The sequence below is a fragment of the Cupriavidus sp. SS-3 genome, from assembly GCF_035818815.1.
In the GTDB taxonomy this organism is placed as follows: Bacteria; Pseudomonadota; Gammaproteobacteria; order Burkholderiales; family Burkholderiaceae; genus Cupriavidus; species Cupriavidus taiwanensis_C.
This window is the reverse complement of record NZ_JAYLVT010000019.1, coordinates 64831-80054: the sequence shown is the minus strand read 5'-3', so window position 1 is coordinate 80054 and position 15224 is coordinate 64831. Positions and strand designations below refer to the sequence as shown.

Here is a 15224-nt window from a genome sequence, read left to right as displayed (position 1 = left end):
GGGGCGCGCGCCGCGCGCTACGCGAGGTCTGCCGGCAGCGCGCGCAGGCACGCCACCAGCGCCGCGACCACATCGTCCTCCACCGGCTGGCGCCGCCACATCACGCCCACCGGCGGCAGGTCCCAGCTCAGCGCATGCGGCAGCACCGCCGCGCCCCTGGCCTCGGCCAGTTCGCTGGCAACGGCCCTGGGCACGATGGTCGTCGCCGCCGGATGCCTGCGCATCAGCGTGGCCATGGTCTTGATCGAATACGTCTCGACCATCGGCGTCGGCTGCGCCACCCCCGCGACCGCGAAGATGGTGTTGATGGTGCGCCGTATCGGCGTGTTGGGCGGCGGCAGGATCCAGTCGCGTTCGGCCAGCCGGTGCCAGTCGAGCGCGCCGCGCGCCAGCCGGGTGGCGGCCGCGGTGGGCACGACCAGCGCCGGCTCTTCGCGATACAGCGGCTGCTGCACGATGTCCGCGCCCGGCGCAAAGAAGGTGCGCGCGATGACGCAGTCCAGTTCATGCTCGCGCAGTGCGCCGACCAGCTCGTCGGTGGTGCCTTCGCGCACCAGCACCGACACCCGCGGGGTCTGCGCCAGGCCGAAGGTGCAGGCCGCATCGAGCACGCCGCGGCTGATGTAGGGAATCACGCCCAGGCGCAGCCGGCCCGACAGGCCAGCTTCGATCGCCGCCAGTTCGCGCCCCAGCGCATCGGCATCGGCCAGTGTCAGCCGGGCGTGCGCCAGCACCGCCAGGCCGGTGGGCGTGGGCTCCAGTCCGCGCCGGGTGCGGGTGAACAGCGGCACCATGAAGATGTCTTCGATCTCGCGCAGGGTCTTGGTGACGGCGGGCTGCGACAGGTTGAGCTCGGCCGCCACGCGCGACACCGAGCGCTGCCGCGCCAGCGCGAGCAGCAGCGGCAGGTGGCGCAGGCGCAGCCGCGATACCAGGTTGTGGACCAGCTTGTCGGGGGCGATGGACACGGGGGCTTGCTGCGCCGGGGGCGGACGCGATAACGGTATTACCACATGGTAATACCACAATAACCAAACAGGCACGGCTGGTTATTCCGCAAACCTATACTGGCCGGCATCACAGGAGCCTTGCCCATGTTCACCACCCGTCCCGAGATTGTTGGCACCTTTGGCGTTGCGGCGTCGACGCACTGGCTGGCCACGCAGACCGCCATGGGCGTGCTGGAGCGCGGCGGCAACGCCTTCGATGCCGCGGTCGCCGCGGGCTTCGTGCTGCAGGTGGTCGAGCCGCACCTGAACGGCCCCGGCGGCGAAGTGCCGATCCTGTACTGGAGCGAGCGCGAGCGCGCCATGCGCTCGGTGTGCGGGCAGGGCCCGGCGCCGGCGCTGGCCGATCCCGCCGCGCTGCGCGCGATGGGGCTGGACCTGGTGCCCGGCATCGGCCTGATACCGGCCGCCGTGCCCGGTGCCTTCGGCGCATGGCTGACCATGCTGCGCGAGCATGGCAGCTGGACCCTCGCCGAGGTGCTGGCGCCCGCCATCGGCTATGCGCGCGACGGCTTTCCGCTGGTGCCGCGCATCGCGCGCGCGATCCTGGCGGTGCAGGCGCTGTTCCGCGACGAATGGCACAGCTCGGCCCAGACCTGGCTGCCCGACGGCAAGGTGCCGCGCCCCGGCAGCCTGCACACGCTGCCGGTGCTGGCGGCCACCTACACCCGCATCGTCGAAGAGGCCCAGCGCCGCAGCGATACCCGCACCGGGCAGATCGACGCGGCGCTGGATTGCTGGTACCGCGGCTTCGTGGCGCAGGAAATCGATGCGTATTGCCGCCATACGCCGGTGCGCGACACCACCGGCGACAAGCACGCCGGACTGCTGCGCCTCGAAGACATGGCAAGCTGGACGCCCGGGATCGAGGCGCCCGCGACCCTGGATTTCGGCCGCTATACCGTGGCCAAGTGCGGCATCTGGAGCCAGGGTCCGGTGTTCCTGCAGCAACTGGGCATGCTGCGCCATGCCGGCCTGGAGCAGCATGCGGCGGATTCACCCGAGTTCGTGCACCGCATTGCCGAGGCCGCCAAGCTCGCCATGGCCGACCGGCTGGCGTGGTACGGCGACCCGCATTTCACTGCGAGCCCGCTGGCGGGTTTGCTGGACGATGGCTACCTGGCTGCGCGCGCACAGCGCATCGGCGCGCAGGCGGCGCTGTCGCTCGAGCCCGGCACGGTCAACGGCATTGCGCCGCGCCTGCCCGACCTGGCCGCGGCCGCGCGCACGCTGCAGCGCGCCGACGTGCGCTTCGGCGTGGGCGAGCCCACCTTTGCCGAACTGCCGCCGGTGGCCGAGTGGGCCGAACAGGAGATCTTTGTCGGCGATACCTGCCATATCGACGTGATCGACCGCCACGGCAACATGGTCGCGGCCACGCCGTCGGGCGGCTGGCTGTCGTCGAGCCCGACCATCCCGGCGCTCGGCTTTGCGCTCAATACCCGCCTGCAGATGACGTGGCTGGAGCCGGGCCTGCCCAATACCCTGGCGCCCGGCAAGCGGCCCTGCACCACGCTGTCGCCATCGCTGGCGCTGCGCGACGGCGAACCCTACATGGTGTTCGGCACGCCCGGCGGCGACCAGCAGGACCAGTGGTCGCTGGCATTCTTCCTGCGCCATGCCGTGCATGGCATGAACCTGCAGGAGGCGATCGACGCGCCGGCCTGGCATGTCGACCACTTCCCGGCTTCGTTCTGGCCGCGCCAGACCGTGCTCAACCGCATCAGCATCGAATCGCGCTTCCCGGACAGCACGCTGGCGGCACTGCGCGAGCGCGGCCACGACGTGCGCGTGGGCGAGCCGTGGTCCGAGGGCCGCATGTCGGCCTGCTCGCGCCAGTTCGACGCCCGCGGCCGGCTGGTGCTGCGCGCCGGCGCCAATCCGCGCGGCATGCAAGGCTATGCCGCCGGACGCTGACGATCCAACTGTTTCAATCAATAGACAGACAGCAACGAAGACGGAGGAGTAACACCATGCGATGGATGACCAAGACCCTGCTGGGCGGCATGGCCGCGCTGGCGATGTGCCTGGGCGGCGCCGCACGCGCCGCGGACAGCTGGCCGCAGAAGCCCATCACGCTGATCGTGCCGTGGGCCGCCGGCGGCTCGACCGATATCCTGGCGCGCGTGCTGTCAGAACACCTGACCCGCTCGCTCGGCCAGCCGGTGATCGTCGACAACAAGCCCGGGGCCTCCGGCAATATCGGCTCGGCCATGGTGGCGCGTGCCAGGCCCGACGGCTATACGCTGCTGGTCGGCTCGATGAGCACGCACGCGATGAACCCGGCGCTGATGCCGAACATGCCGTTCCGCGGTGTGGAGGATTTCACGCCGCTGGGCCTGCTGGCCTACGTCACCAACACGCTGGTAGTGCATCCGTCGGTGCCGGCGCAGAACGTCAGGGAGCTGATCGCCTACGCCAAGGCCAATCCGGGCAAGCTGGCCTATGCCAGCGCCGGCCCGGGTTCGACCAACCACCTGAGCGCGGTGCTGTTCGAGAAGATGGCCGGCGTGCAGATGCTGCACGTGCCGTACAAGGGCGGCGCGCCCGCCGTGGTCGACACCGTGGCGGGACAGACCCAGCTGCTGTTCTCGGCCGGCACCCAGACGCTGCCGCACGTGAAGGGCGGCAAGCTGCGCCTGCTGGCCGTCACCGAGGGCAAGCGCTCGCCGTTGCTGCCCAATGTGCCGACCGTGGCCGAAACCGTGCCCGGCTATGAACTGGCGGTCTGGTACGGTGCCTTCGGTCCTAAGGGCATGCCGGCAGAGCTGGCCGCGCGCCTGAACCGCGAGATCAACGCGGTGATGTCGCTGCCCGAGGTCAAGTCCAAGATGAACGCCATCGGCGTCGAGACCGCGACCTCCACGCCGCAGCAGTTCGGCGCCATCCTGCAGCGCGATGCCGACCGCTACGGCAAGCTGATCCGCGAACTCGGCATCAAGGGGGAATGACATGAGCCTGCTGCGCACCGCCTCGCTGGTGGCGGCGGCCAATGTGCTGTGCGACCAGCTGCAGCAGGCCCGCGATCCCGGCGCCGCGTTCGATGCGATCGGCACCGCCACGCTGCAGGCGCTGGGCCCCGGCTTGCTGACCATCAATGCCTGGCACGCCGGGCCGGCCCAGATCGAACGCCTGTGGTCGTCCCACCCATCCGCTTATCCGGTCGGCGGACGCAAGCAGAAGGGCGACAGCCCATGGCGGCGCCAGTTGCTCGAGCGCGGCGAGGTCTTTGTCGGCGAGGGCGATGCCGCGCTGGCGGCGGTGTTCGATGACGTGCAGATTATCCGCGCGCTTGGCTGCACGGCGGTGGTCAATGTGCCGCTGTGCTGCCAGTCGCGCGTGATCGGGACCTTCAACTATCTGGCGGATCGCTCCGCATGGTCGCCGGCGGAGGTGGCAGCGTTGCGTATGCTGGCGGCGCTGGCCGGTTCCGCCGTACGGGACTGCCTGGAGGCGCGGGCATGAACGCGGCCATCTGATCCACGCGCTTCCCCGCCTTCAGAGCAGCCGTGCCGCCTCATCGAGCAGGGCGCCGGATGACAGCATGTCGCCACGGTCGAAGCGCACCAGCGCAAAGGATCGCACCAGCGGCGGATCGCCCGGGATGCGTGCGGTAAGCAGCTCGATCTCGTGCGCCGGCGCCGTGCTTTCCGCTGCCAGCAGCACGTTCATTGCGCTGAGCCGCAGGTGTCTCGACTCAATGGACAGGAAGTCGCGCGCGTTCGTCAGTACCTCGGCCAGGCATTCCAGCTGGCGTTCAAGCGCCCCGGCATCCTTGCCGAGCTGCGCCAGTTCGCGGTCATTCTCGGCGACCTGTGCGCGCAGCGTGGCTTGCTCGGGTCCGCCATCGCCATCGCCATCGCCGCCGAGCACCGAGCGCATGCCGGTGCCTTGCCGCTCGAGCAGGCGCAGGCGCGCCACGAGCAGCGCCTGTTCGCGCTCGAGCACGTTGCGGCGCGACTTGCCGGCTGCGACGCGGGCCAGGCTCTCCAGGGTCAACTGGTCGAACAGCCGCCGCACGATTTCCTCGCGCAGGGCCGCTTCGGTGCAGGCAATGATCCTGACCTTGTGATCGCTGAAACTGATCACGGTCTGGGGCACGTCCGAGCGCATGACATCGCCTTCCAGCGCCACGCCTAGCGTGCGCCGCTCGGCCATTGCCATGCCGAGCACAGCATAGGCCTGCGCCGAATCGGCCGACTGCGCAAAGAATTCGCGCAATTCGGGAGACCGGCTGAAGCCCAGTTCCACGTCATGGGGCGTGCCGAAAAAGGCGTGAATATAAGGGTCGCTGGCCCAGGCTTCCTTGCTGGCGTCGCGCGCGGCGGGAAGTTGCTGGACGAGTGCCCGCACATAATCGAGTGCCTGTTCCAGCGCGGGCCGGATCCGCTGTTGGTAGCGCGGCACCAGCCGCAGGCGCGGACTGAGACAGGTCACGCGTTCCGTCAGTTCGGCAAGCTCCCGCGATTCGCGTGCGGGGACCTGCGTTTTGCGCCGGCGCATCCACCCCAGGAAGCCCATCAGCATGCTCCTGCATTGTCCCGCCCATGCCGCTCGCGCGGTTTCGTGCCGGCGGTCCGGTTGGCCAGCATGTCGTGGCAGCCGCAGGTACCCCTCCGTTGGCAGGGGGTTATGCGGCGATGCCGTGCCTTGATTGCCTGTTCAATCTATGATTCATTGACGCAGTGCGCCAGGACTTTGATGACGATGCGTATGCAAGGCTATGGCTTTTCGCGCATCAAAGTGCACCGGCCGATCCGTCCTGGCATGTCTTCGGGCAGACCGGCGCGGTAGCGGTCGCGCAACGCCAAGGAGTTGACCATGAGTTCAATGATGCTGGTGAATATCGACGCGGGGACCACCGATGACGAAATCCGCGACTTTCTGGTGCGCTACGGGCTGCCGGCATTCGACGACATCACCCGGGTGGAGGGCGATGGCTCGCGGCCGGCCGTGACGCTGCATTTCAACGAAGTCGATGCCGGCACGTTGCGCGGACTGGTGCCGCGTATCAACCATATTTTCTGGAAGCAGCGCAAGGTCGACGCCATGGTGCTGGCCGAGCGCTTCGAGTAAGGAGGCGCCATGGCCATGCGCTGCCGGCGCGTAGCCGCCGCCACCGGGCTTGCCGCGGCCGTGTCGGCGTGGCCGGCCTGGGGCTACTTTGACCACTACCTGTCAGGCACCATCGTCGGCACGCTGGGCCAGGCCCAATTGAATTCCGCGTGGGGCGTCTTTGGCAAGACCATGGACGAGGCCGCCGACGGCGCAAGCGTTGCGTTCAGCTTGCCGGCCGACCAGCGCCATCGCGCGGTGGAAGGATCGTTCACGCCGTTGCAGACGCGCACGGATCGCGGCGACGCCTGTCGCCAGGTGCGCAGCGAGTTCCGCCGCGCCGGGCAGTCGGAATCGTGGACCGGTTGGTATTGCAAGGAACAGGGCGGCTGGAAGTCGCGCAAGCTGCCGGACTAGCGCTGGGCCGGGTCAGCCCCGGGGGCGCGCGTGGCTAGTAGCGTTCCTCCACGTAGCGGTATGGGTAATTCGGCTCGCGGTAGCCGCCGGCTTTCTGCCTGGCAGGCAGCTTGACCGCCTTGCGCGGGATCTGCTCGTACGGGATCTGCGCCAGCAAGTGGGTGATGAGGTTCAGCCGGGCGCGCCGCTTGTCATTGGAATTGGCCACGTGCCACGGCGCGTAGTCGGTATCGGTGGCGGCAAACATGGCGTCGCGCGCGCGCGAATAGTCGTACCAGCGGCTGTATGAGCGCAGGTCCATGTCGGTGAGCTTCCACAGCTTGCGCCCGTCGTGGATGCGCGCCTGTAGCCGGCGCGTCTGCTCCTCCTGGCTGACCTCGAGCCAGTACTTGATCAGGATGACGCCGGAATTCACGATCGCGCGCTCGACCAGTGGCACGGCGCGCAGGAATTCCTCGGCCTGGGTTTCGGTGCAGAAACCCATCACGCGCTCGACGCCGGCGCGGTTGTACCAGCTGCGGTCGAAGATCACGACCTCGCCGGCCGCGGGCAAGTAAGGCAGATAGCGTTGTACATACATCTGGGTCTTCTCGCGCTCGGTAGGCGCGGGCAGGGCGACCACGCGGAACACGCGCGGGCTGACGCGCTCCGTGAGCGCCTTGATGGTGCCGCCCTTGCCGGCACCATCGCGCCCTTCGAACACGATGCACACCTTGATGCCGCGCGCCTGCACCCACTGTTGCAGCTTGACCAGCTCGACATGCAGCGCAAACAACTCCTTGCGGTATTGCTTCTCGGACAGCCGCCCGGTCTCCTTGCCGGGCTCGGCAGGCTCGTCCGTGGCCTCATTTGCACCGGTCGCGGGGTTGTCCCTATCGGTCTCGCGCAACGGCTCGTCGATGTCGTGCTTGTCGTGGTGCTTGCCCTTGCCCTTGCCTTTGGCCATGGTTTTTCCTCCGCCTTGCAATGCTGCTTTCTGTTTCCGCCGTGCCGCCGCGCGCGCAGTCATCCGGCGCGGAATGGCGGATCTTTTTCGCAATGGAAGCCAGGCGTCCACGGAATCAGACGCGAATCAATTTTATGTACAAATTTCTGGTAGTGGCGGTGCGCGCCGTAAATCGGTTGAAATCCCATAAATGTCGTACTACCTTCATATCGCGTATTCAGCATGAACGCGCGCGTCGCATCGGCGCGCAGCGGTAGCCCGCACCCATCGCATTCGACAACGGCATGCGCCGCACGCCCATGCCGCACAAGCGCCGCACCCGGTCGCGAGGAGGGAATATGGCCTTTCTGGTGAAACGGCTGCTTGGGTCCGGCCGGGCATGGCTGCTGGCGGCGCTGATGGCCGTGGCAGCTGGCGCCGGCGCGCAGGGCGCGCCGGCGGGCGGCCAGGGACAGACCCCTTCCTTCAAGCCCGAGGAGATCGAGGCGCTGGTCGCGCCGATCGCACTGTATCCCGATTCGGTGCTTTCGCAGGTGCTGATGGCCTCCACCTATCCACTGGAAATCGTTCACGCTGCGCGCTGGCTCAAGGCCAATCCCGGCATCAAGGGCGATGCCGCGGTCAAGGCGGTGGCCGACCAGCCATGGGATGTCAGCGTGAAGTCCCTGGTGGCATTCCCGCAGGCGCTCGAGCCCATGAACGACAAGCTCGACTGGACCCAGAAGCTGGGCGATGCCTTCCTGGCGCAGGAAAAGGACGTGCTTGCCGCGGTGCAGCGCCTGCGCGCGCGGGCGCAGCAATCGGGCAACCTCAAGAGCACCGAGCAGCAGACGGTCATCGTCGAGCCCGCCACCAGCAGCGCCACCGGCACGCAGAGCGTGGTGCGCATCGAGCCGGCCGACCCGCAGGTGATCTACGTGCCGGCGTACAACCCCACGGTGGTCTACGGGGCCTGGAGCTATCCGGCCTACCCGCCGTATTACTGGCCGCCGTATCCCGCCTACTATCCGGGCGCGGCGCTGGCCACCGGCCTTGCCTGGGGCGTCGGGCTGGCCGCGGCCGGCGCCATCTTCGGCAATTGCAACTGGGGCGGGGGCGACGTGAATATCAACGTCAACCGCGCCACCAATATCGACCGCAATTTCGACCGCACCAAGGTGCAGGCCGGCGGACGCTGGCAGCACGACGCCAGCCACCGCCAGGGCGTGGCCTACCGGGACAACGCCACGCGCGAGAAATTCTCGCGCGATGTGCCGGGCGCGGACCGCCGCAATGATTTTCGGGGCCGCGAAGGCGGAGCCGGCGGCCGCGGCGAGGTCGCCGATCGTGGCCAGCGCGATCGCTCGGGCGGTCTCGAGCGTACTGGCGGCGGCGAGCGCGCGGCCTTGTCGGATCGTCCCGGCGGTGGCGACCGGGGCGGCGCGTCCGACCGCGCCGGCGTCTCCGACCGTTCCGGCGTCTCCGACCGCGCCGGCGTCTCCGACCGCGCCGGGGCTTCCGACCGCTCCCGCGGCGGCGGGGGCGGAGGCGGGCGCGACAACGCCTTCCAGGGCGTGGGCGGTGGCGCTGCTTCGCAGCGCGACTTCGACCGTGGCCGGTCCAGCATGCAGTCAGCCGGCGCGCACCGCGGTGGCGGCGGCTTCGGCGGCGGTGGTGGCGGCCGCGGCGGCGGCGGCTTTGGCGGCGGTGGCCGCGGCGGCAGGCGCTAAGTGCAGGGAGCCTCGATCATGACCTCACCTCTCGCGCTTGCCTTGCGCCATCCGGTCCGGTATCTGGGCTGGCTGCCCGGCCTGTTCCTCGTGCTTGCCATGGCGTACGGGCCGGCGGCGCGCGCGCAGAAGCCCTTCGAATCGGCCGAGGCAGCGATGAACGCGTTCGGCGACGCTGTTGCCCGCCAGGACGACACTGCCATGAAAGTGCTGCTGGGCAATGATTTTCGCCAGCTGATCCCGCCTGTGGGCGCGGAAGTCCGGCAACGCTTCCTGGAGCAATGGCAGGTCGCGCACGCGCTCCAGCCGGTCGACGACAGCCACGCCCGCATCGCCGTGGGCAACGACGGCTGGACGCTGCCGGTGCCGCTGGTAAAGGGCGCCAGGGGCTGGCAGTTCGATACCCGCGCCGGGGTCGAGGAGATGCGCCTGCGCCGCGTCGGGCGCAATGAACTCGCGGTGATGCAGACCATGCTGGCGATCTACGATGCCCAGAACGAATATGCCCAGACCGACCACGACGGCGATGGCGTGCTGGTCTATGCGGGCCAGCTGGCGAGCACCGCCGGCAAGCGGGATGGCCTGTACTACCCGACTCGCGACGGCGAGCCGCCCAGCCCGCTGGGTGCAGCTTTCCTCACGGCCGGCAAGGGCAAGGCGGGGCAGGGCTACTATGGCTACCACTACAAGCTGCTGACCGCGCAGGGCCCGCATGCGCCCGGCGGCGCTTACAACTATGTGGTCAACGGCAAGCTCTTCGGCGGGTTTGCGGTGCTGGCCTGGCCGGTGAAGTACGGCGATACCGGCGTGCAGAGCTTTATGGTCAGCCACGACGGCCAGCTCTTCGAGCGCGACCTCGGGCCCGACAGTGCGGCCCAGGCCGCGAAGATCCGGTCGTTCGACCCCGGCCCCGGCTGGAGCCGGGTGACGCCATGACGTGCGCTACAAGGGGGGCCATGAAGCGTGCCATCAAGCGCGCCATCAAGCGCGCGGGCGCTGTGCCGGGTGTCGTGGCCGCGGCTGGCGTGGTGCTGTGGCTGTCGGCGTGCGCCTACCCTTACCCGGTCGAGCCGGTGGCGATGGTGCCAACCACCTACCCCGGCTCGCAGCCCACGCGCTACGACCGCGCCTTTGACGCCGCGGCCGGCGCCCTGCAAGACCAGGGCGTCACGATCCGGGTGCAGGACGCAACCGCCGGCACCATCGCCGGCAGCCGCAACAACCGGCCGGTGTCGGCAAGCGTGCGGCGCCAGGCCGACGGCACGGTGCGGGTGCAGTTCGACGGCGGCGACCCTGATGACCCGGGCCTGATGCAGCGCATCTCGCGCAGCTATGACGCGCGCATGGGGCGCTGAGCCGGCCTCCCTTGCCACGCCAGCGCGCGCGCGGCCCGCGGCGCGGCTACGTGCAGTTGGCCCGGTAGGCTTCCTGCAACGACTTGCGGGACTTGTCGCGCTCGATCTTGGGGATCGTGCGTCCCTGGGCTGTCTGCGTGGCCGGCCCGGAAGACTGGTAGGAGCGCTGTTTCGGGGTGGCGTTGTACTGCGCCTTCAGCGCTTCGCATTTGGCCCGCCTGGCCTGGTCCGGGTCTTCGCTGGCGGCAGCCGGCGGGCGGTAGGGGCTGGCGCCGCCCTGCACGGCCTCGGCGATGGCGCCGGCGGCATCCGGCGCCGAGGCATGCTGTGCGCTTGCGGCGGTGCAGCCCAGCGCCAGCAGCGCCACGGCCATGCATTGTCTGGAGATCAGCATGAAAGACCCCGGTTGCGATCGGCGATGCCGCATGGCGGTGCCGCGGGCCGCGAGCACTATTGCCCGATCGTCCGGCCCGACAACCATGATATGTGCCAAGGCGTGGATTGCCAGTGCCTTGTTGCCGGCGCACGCGCCTCCTGGTCCGGCACGGCCCCGACACGCATCCGGCGCCTGTAGTCCCCGCAAGCGGTAGCGCGCCTTCACCCAGGACAGCCCCCATGCAGACTGAACCGCTTACCCCGCCCGGCGAGCGCAGCGCACGGCGCGAGCCTGGCTGGTGGCGCTGGCTGCCCGGCCTGACCATGCTCAGGACCTACCAGGCCGCCTGGTTGCCGCGCGACCTGGCGGCCGGCCTGGTGCTGACCACCATGCTCGTGCCGGTCGGCATTGCCTATGCCGAGGCCTCGGGCGTGCCCGGCGTGTACGGGCTGTATGCCACGGTCGTGCCATTGCTGGTCTATGCCGTGTTCGGTCCCAGCCGGGTCCTGGTGCTGGGGCCGGATTCCGCGCTGGCGGCGCCGATCCTCGCCGTGGTGATCCAGGTCTCCGCTGGCGATCCCGCGCGCGCGATCGCCGCGGCCAGCATGATGGCGGTGGTCTCGGGCGTGGTCTGCATCGTGATGGGGCTGCTGCGGCTGGGATTTATCACCGAGCTGCTGTCCAAGCCGATCCGCTACGGCTACATGAATGGCATCGCGCTGACGGTGCTGGTCAGCCAGTTGCCCAAGCTGTTTGCCATCTCGGTCGACGAGGGCGGGCCGCTACGCGAGATCCTGGCGCTGGGCCGGGCCATCCTGGACGGCCAGACCAACTGGTACAGCTTTGCAGTCGGCGCCGGCAGCCTGGTGCTGATCCTGCTCCTCAAGCGCTTTGAGCGGCTGCCCGGCATCCTGATCGCGGTGGTCCTGGCCACCATCGCGGTAAGCGTGTTCGGCCTGGACCGGGCCGGCGTGAAGGTGCTCGGCCCGATCCCGCAGGGCCTGCCGCAACTGGCGCTGCCGTGGCTCAGCGGCGCCGACCTGGTCAAGATCGTGCTGGGCGGCTGCGCCGTGGCGCTGATTGCGTTCGCGGATACCAGCGTGCTGTCGCGCACCTATGCGGCGCGCTACCACACCCGGGTCGACCCGAACCAGGAGATGGTGGGCCTGGGCGCCGCCAACCTGGCCGCGGGCTTCTTCCAGGGCTTCCCGATCAGCAGCAGCGCCTCGCGCACGCCGGTGGCGGAGGCCGCCGGGGCGAAGACGCAGCTGACCGGCGTGGTCGGCGCGCTGGCCGTGGCGCTGCTGCTGCTGGTGGCGCCCAACCTGCTGCAGTACCTGCCCAGCAGCGCGCTGGCGGCAGTGGTGATTGCCGCCGCGCTCGGGCTGTTCGAGTTTGCAGATCTCAGGCGCATCTATCGCATCCAGCAATGGGAGTTCTGGCTGTCCATGGTGTGCTTTGCCGCGGTGGCGGTGTTTGGCGCGATACCGGGCATTTGCCTGGCCGTGGTGATTGCCGTGATCGAGTTCCTGTGGGATGGCTGGCGGCCGCATTTTGCCGTGCTCGGCCGCGTCGAAGGGCTGCGTGGCTACCATGACGTGCAACGCTATCCGCATGCGAAACGCATCGACGGCCTGCTGCTGTTCCGCTGGGATGCGCCGCTGTTCTTTGCCAATGCCGAGCTGTTCCAGGAGCGGCTCATGGAGGCGGTGGAGGACTCGCCCACGCCGGTGCGCCGCGTGGTGGTGGCCGCCGAGCCTGTCACCAGCGTGGACGTGACCTCGGCCGACATGCTGCGCGAGCTGATCCGGACGCTGCACGAGCGTGGCATCGCGGTGCACCTGGCCGAGATGAAGGATCCGGTGCGCGACAAGCTGAAGCGCTTCGAGCTGCTGGAGCTGATCGGCGAGAAGAACTTCCACGCCACCGTCGGCGGCGCGGTGGATGACTACGTCGGCAAGGGCAGGGCGCCTGCGGCCGGCGCGGGGTGAGCCGCGGCCGTTCGGCAACGAGGTGCGCCGCTTTTCCGGGTGTCTTCGCGTATCAGGGGTGGGAGGATTTGTCGGGCCTTGGCCTTGCGGCCAGCGCTCAAGTCCTTAGCCGGCCGCCAACGTGGCGCGCCGTTTGGCACGTGCCAGCGCCTGGTGCATGGTTTGGAGCAGCACCTCGGGCGGCCGCGCACCCGACACGCTGTGCGTGCCGTTGAACATAAAACAGGGAACGCCGAGACCGGGGCGCGCCGGCGGGTCGAGCGGGCCGTGCACCGATGGCAGCCAGTCCAGGTCATGCGCGCCGGTGCTGTCGGCATGCTCCGGCAAGGCGATGCCGCACGAAGCCGCGGCCTGCCGCAGTACCTGCGGGTCGCCGATATTTTCGGCGCGAATGAAGTAGCGCTGGAACAGTTCTTCGATCAGCAAGCCAGCCACGCCAGCGCCCGCCTGCTGGCGCGCATGGCGCACCAGCCGGTGGGCCAGCAGCGTGTTCGGGAAGGTTTCGATGCGCTCCAGTGCCAGCGTGAGGCCGGCATCCTTTGCCGCGGCACGCACCTGCGCCTGGCGCATCGCCACGGCCTCGGGGCTGCCCAGCCGCGCCAGGTAGAACTCGCGGTACGGCAGGCCGGCAGGCGGGGTCGTGGGGATCAGCGGATAAGAACGCCACGCCACCTGCACGGCGACGTCCGGGCGCTCGCGGCCAAGCCAATCGATGGCGGTTTCCAGGTGCTTCTTGCCGATCAGGCACCAGGGGCAGATCAGGTCGAAATAGGCCTCGACCGAAAGCGTCGCCGGTTGTTCCAGGGCAAACGACTGGCGCCTGGAACCGTTGTCGGGGTGTGGGGAATTGTCGGGGCATTGCATGCGTTGGCTCCTGATCATGTCATCGGTGCGCGCGCCTGCCGGGTCTCCGGCGGCGCGGTCCGGCGGCTTTTGTTGCCGTCTGCGGTGAGCACGGAGTTTGGTCCAGGGGTCCGACGAATTTTTGACAATACGGGACGATCAATTGACATTTCGTGACAGGCAGGGAAAACACGATGTCCGGCGGGCCCGTGGCAGCTTGCGCGTTCGCCGGCGGCAGCCGCAGAATGCGCCGACCTATTTCCCGCGGCATGCATTGCCGGCGCGCTAGCGTGAACGCTTTGTCTCCTACCGTCCCCATCTCCGTCGTCAACGGCTTTCTTTGCGGCGCCAACCCCATGGCGATCGCGCGGCTGGCGGAGCGCTCCGGCATTGCGGCCGAACTGCTGGCGGAGCCGGCGGCGCGCGTGACGCAAGAGCAGTTCGCCACGTTGTACCGGCTGCTCGCGCACGAACACGACGATGAAATGCCGGGCATCTTCAGCCGCCCGCTGCGCAATGGCACGCTCAAGTACCTGTGCCTGAGCTTGCTGGATGCGCCAAGGCTGGAAGTGGCGCTGCACCGGTTCGGGCAGTTCTTCCACCTGATCCTCGACGATTTCCGCGTCGAGTCGCGGCGCGATGGGGCTTCGGGCTATGTGGAGCTGATGGAGTATCCGGCGTCGCCCGCCGTGAGCATGCTGGGCCGCGAACTGATGCTGAAGCTGGTGCATGGCGTCACGTCGTGGCTGGTTCGCAAGGAGATTGCGCTGCAGGCGGTGGAACTGCCATCCGGCCGGCCGCCGCTGGCCAGCGACCATCTCTACCTGTTTCCCGGTCCGGTGCATTTCGGCTGCCAGCGGACCCGCATGATCTTTGACGCGGCTTACCTCGACATGCCGGTGCGCCAACGCAAGCCGGATCTGGAGAAATTCCTGGCGCGCGCGCCCGAGGACTGGATCTTTGTCTCGTTCGACGAGCAGATGACCTGTCATCGCGTGCGGCAGTACGTGGCCGAGCGCCTGCCGGAACCGCCCACGATCGAGGCCGCGGCGCTGGCGCTGCATTGTTCGGTGCGCACGCTGTGCCGCCGCCTTGCCGCGGAAGGCACCACCTTCCAGGCCATCAAGGACGATGTCCGGCGCGATATCGCCATTCAGCGCCTGACACGCTCGGCGGATCCGATCGCGGCCATTGCCTTCGACGTGGGCTTCGACAATCCCACCGCGTTCCATCGTGCCTTTCGCCACTGGACCGGCAGCACGCCGAATGCCTACCGCCGCGCGCCGTAGCCGCGTATCACAGCCGCGTATCACAGCCGAGTATCGCAGCCAGGCAATGTGCCGACTATGCCGGCCGGCGACTGACCGTTTCCGCCATCACGGGCGGCTTCGCGAGCGCATTGCGCGGCTGCCGCGGCACACGCGCGCAAAGCGGCAGGTTTTGTCAGCGATTGGGCCGGATTTGGTAGCCGCGCTGGCGCGCGCCGCCACTACGATGCCGGCATCAGATCCGCGCGGGCCAACGC

Annotated in this window: 15 protein-coding genes; 10 read left to right on the top strand and 5 right to left on the bottom strand. The window is 68.8% G+C overall.

What is annotated here, in order from left to right; genetic code table 11:
- Nucleotides 1–17: 17 nt before the first annotated feature.
- Complete coding sequence (locus U9J39_RS23915; RefSeq protein ID WP_115683436.1) at nt 18–968, bottom strand: LysR family transcriptional regulator; 951 nt, start codon at nt 966–968, stop codon at nt 18–20.
- Nucleotides 969–1094: 126 nt separating this feature from the next.
- On the opposite strand from U9J39_RS23915, the gene U9J39_RS23910 reads away from it, so the two are divergent.
- The 3 genes from U9J39_RS23910 (at nt 1095) to U9J39_RS23900 (ending at nt 4472) form a co-directional block, all read left to right on the top strand.
- A complete protein-coding gene (locus tag U9J39_RS23910) occupies nt 1095–2924 on the top strand; it encodes a gamma-glutamyltransferase family protein (RefSeq protein WP_326348260.1) in 1830 nt (609 codons plus the stop codon).
- A gap of 89 nt (nt 2925–3013) precedes the next feature.
- On the top strand, nt 3014–3958 hold the full coding sequence (locus U9J39_RS23905; RefSeq protein ID WP_373429596.1) for a Bug family tripartite tricarboxylate transporter substrate binding protein: 945 nt from the start codon (nt 3014–3016) through the stop codon (nt 3956–3958).
- A gap of 1 nt (nt 3959) precedes the next feature.
- On the top strand, nt 3960–4472 hold the full coding sequence (locus U9J39_RS23900; protein WP_326348259.1) for a GAF domain-containing protein: 513 nt from the start codon (nt 3960–3962) through the stop codon (nt 4470–4472).
- A 33-nt stretch (nt 4473–4505) separates the two neighbouring features.
- Here U9J39_RS23900 and U9J39_RS23895 read toward each other — a convergent pair whose 3' ends face one another.
- The gene (locus U9J39_RS23895; protein WP_115713708.1) at nt 4506–5528 is read right to left on the bottom strand and encodes a hypothetical protein; all 1023 of its coding nucleotides are present in this window, start codon (nt 5526–5528) and stop codon (nt 4506–4508) included.
- Between the two features lie 300 nt (nt 5529–5828).
- Between U9J39_RS23895 and U9J39_RS23890 the strand changes: the two genes are divergently transcribed.
- Nucleotides 5829–6083, top strand: coding sequence for an RNA-binding protein (locus tag U9J39_RS23890; RefSeq protein WP_111516891.1), 255 nt, complete (start codon nt 5829–5831; stop codon nt 6081–6083).
- Nucleotides 6084–6092: 9 nt separating this feature from the next.
- Nucleotides 6093–6479, top strand: coding sequence for a hypothetical protein (locus U9J39_RS23885; protein ID WP_326348258.1), 387 nt, complete (start codon nt 6093–6095; stop codon nt 6477–6479).
- Between the two features lie 34 nt (nt 6480–6513).
- Here U9J39_RS23885 and ppk2 read toward each other — a convergent pair whose 3' ends face one another.
- Entirely contained in the window at nt 6514–7425 is a 912-nt protein-coding gene (gene ppk2 / locus U9J39_RS23880; protein WP_115713706.1) for a polyphosphate kinase 2, read from the bottom strand.
- A gap of 338 nt (nt 7426–7763) precedes the next feature.
- Here ppk2 and U9J39_RS23875 point away from each other — a divergent pair, with 338 nt between their 5' ends.
- Genes U9J39_RS23875 through U9J39_RS23865 form a run of 3 tightly spaced genes read left to right on the top strand, consistent with a single transcriptional unit; the run spans nt 7764 to nt 10489 of the window.
- Complete coding sequence (locus U9J39_RS23875; RefSeq protein WP_116314116.1) at nt 7764–9134, top strand: DUF3300 domain-containing protein; 1371 nt, start codon at nt 7764–7766, stop codon at nt 9132–9134.
- An 18-nt stretch (nt 9135–9152) separates the two neighbouring features.
- Entirely contained in the window at nt 9153–10070 is a 918-nt protein-coding gene (locus U9J39_RS23870) for a DUF2950 domain-containing protein (protein ID WP_326348257.1), read from the top strand.
- Between the two features lie 20 nt (nt 10071–10090).
- Complete coding sequence (locus U9J39_RS23865) at nt 10091–10489, top strand: hypothetical protein (RefSeq protein ID WP_240991358.1); 399 nt, start codon at nt 10091–10093, stop codon at nt 10487–10489.
- 46 nt (nt 10490–10535) lie between these two features.
- Here the strand turns inward: U9J39_RS23865 and U9J39_RS23860 are convergent, their stop codons facing one another.
- The gene (locus U9J39_RS23860; RefSeq protein WP_116314759.1) at nt 10536–10883 is read right to left on the bottom strand and encodes a hypothetical protein; all 348 of its coding nucleotides are present in this window, start codon (nt 10881–10883) and stop codon (nt 10536–10538) included.
- Nucleotides 10884–11104: 221 nt separating this feature from the next.
- Here U9J39_RS23860 and U9J39_RS23855 point away from each other — a divergent pair, with 221 nt between their 5' ends.
- Nucleotides 11105–12856, top strand: a complete 1752-nt coding sequence (locus U9J39_RS23855) for a SulP family inorganic anion transporter (protein ID WP_326348256.1) — start codon at nt 11105–11107, stop codon at nt 12854–12856.
- A gap of 105 nt (nt 12857–12961) precedes the next feature.
- Here the strand turns inward: U9J39_RS23855 and U9J39_RS23850 are convergent, their stop codons facing one another.
- Nucleotides 12962–13720, bottom strand: a complete 759-nt coding sequence (locus tag U9J39_RS23850) for a DsbA family oxidoreductase (protein WP_326348255.1) — start codon at nt 13718–13720, stop codon at nt 12962–12964.
- 248 nt (nt 13721–13968) lie between these two features.
- On the opposite strand from U9J39_RS23850, the gene U9J39_RS23845 reads away from it, so the two are divergent.
- A complete protein-coding gene (locus tag U9J39_RS23845; RefSeq protein ID WP_326348286.1) occupies nt 13969–14988 on the top strand; it encodes an AraC family transcriptional regulator in 1020 nt (339 codons plus the stop codon).
- The last annotated feature ends 236 nt before the right edge of the window (nt 14989–15224 follow it).

Bases quoted from the DNA above. Each gene is read 5' to 3' on its own strand.
- U9J39_RS23850 (WP_326348255.1), bottom strand. From the start codon at position 13,720: ATGCAATGCCCCGACAATTCCCCACACCCCGACAACGGTTCCAGGCGC.
- U9J39_RS23900 (WP_326348259.1), top strand. From the start codon at position 3,960: ATGAGCCTGCTGCGCACCGCCTCGCTGGTGGCGGCGGCCAATGTGCTG.
- U9J39_RS23870 (WP_326348257.1), top strand. From the start codon at position 9,153: ATGACCTCACCTCTCGCGCTTGCCTTGCGCCATCCGGTCCGGTATCTG.
- U9J39_RS23905 (WP_373429596.1), top strand. From the start codon at position 3,014: ATGGCCGCGCTGGCGATGTGCCTGGGCGGCGCCGCACGCGCCGCGGAC.
- ppk2 (WP_115713706.1), bottom strand. From the start codon at position 7,425: ATGGCCAAAGGCAAGGGCAAGGGCAAGCACCACGACAAGCACGACATC.
- U9J39_RS23860 (WP_116314759.1), bottom strand. From the start codon at position 10,883: ATGCTGATCTCCAGACAATGCATGGCCGTGGCGCTGCTGGCGCTGGGC.
- U9J39_RS23895 (WP_115713708.1), bottom strand. From the start codon at position 5,528: ATGGGCTTCCTGGGGTGGATGCGCCGGCGCAAAACGCAGGTCCCCGCA.
- U9J39_RS23875 (WP_116314116.1), top strand. From the start codon at position 7,764: ATGGCCTTTCTGGTGAAACGGCTGCTTGGGTCCGGCCGGGCATGGCTG.
- U9J39_RS23910 (WP_326348260.1), top strand. From the start codon at position 1,095: ATGTTCACCACCCGTCCCGAGATTGTTGGCACCTTTGGCGTTGCGGCG.
- U9J39_RS23855 (WP_326348256.1), top strand. From the start codon at position 11,105: ATGCAGACTGAACCGCTTACCCCGCCCGGCGAGCGCAGCGCACGGCGC.
- U9J39_RS23885 (WP_326348258.1), top strand. From the start codon at position 6,093: ATGGCCATGCGCTGCCGGCGCGTAGCCGCCGCCACCGGGCTTGCCGCG.
- U9J39_RS23890 (WP_111516891.1), top strand. From the start codon at position 5,829: ATGAGTTCAATGATGCTGGTGAATATCGACGCGGGGACCACCGATGAC.
- U9J39_RS23845 (WP_326348286.1), top strand. From the start codon at position 13,969: ATGCATTGCCGGCGCGCTAGCGTGAACGCTTTGTCTCCTACCGTCCCC.
- U9J39_RS23865 (WP_240991358.1), top strand. From the start codon at position 10,091: ATGAAGCGTGCCATCAAGCGCGCCATCAAGCGCGCGGGCGCTGTGCCG.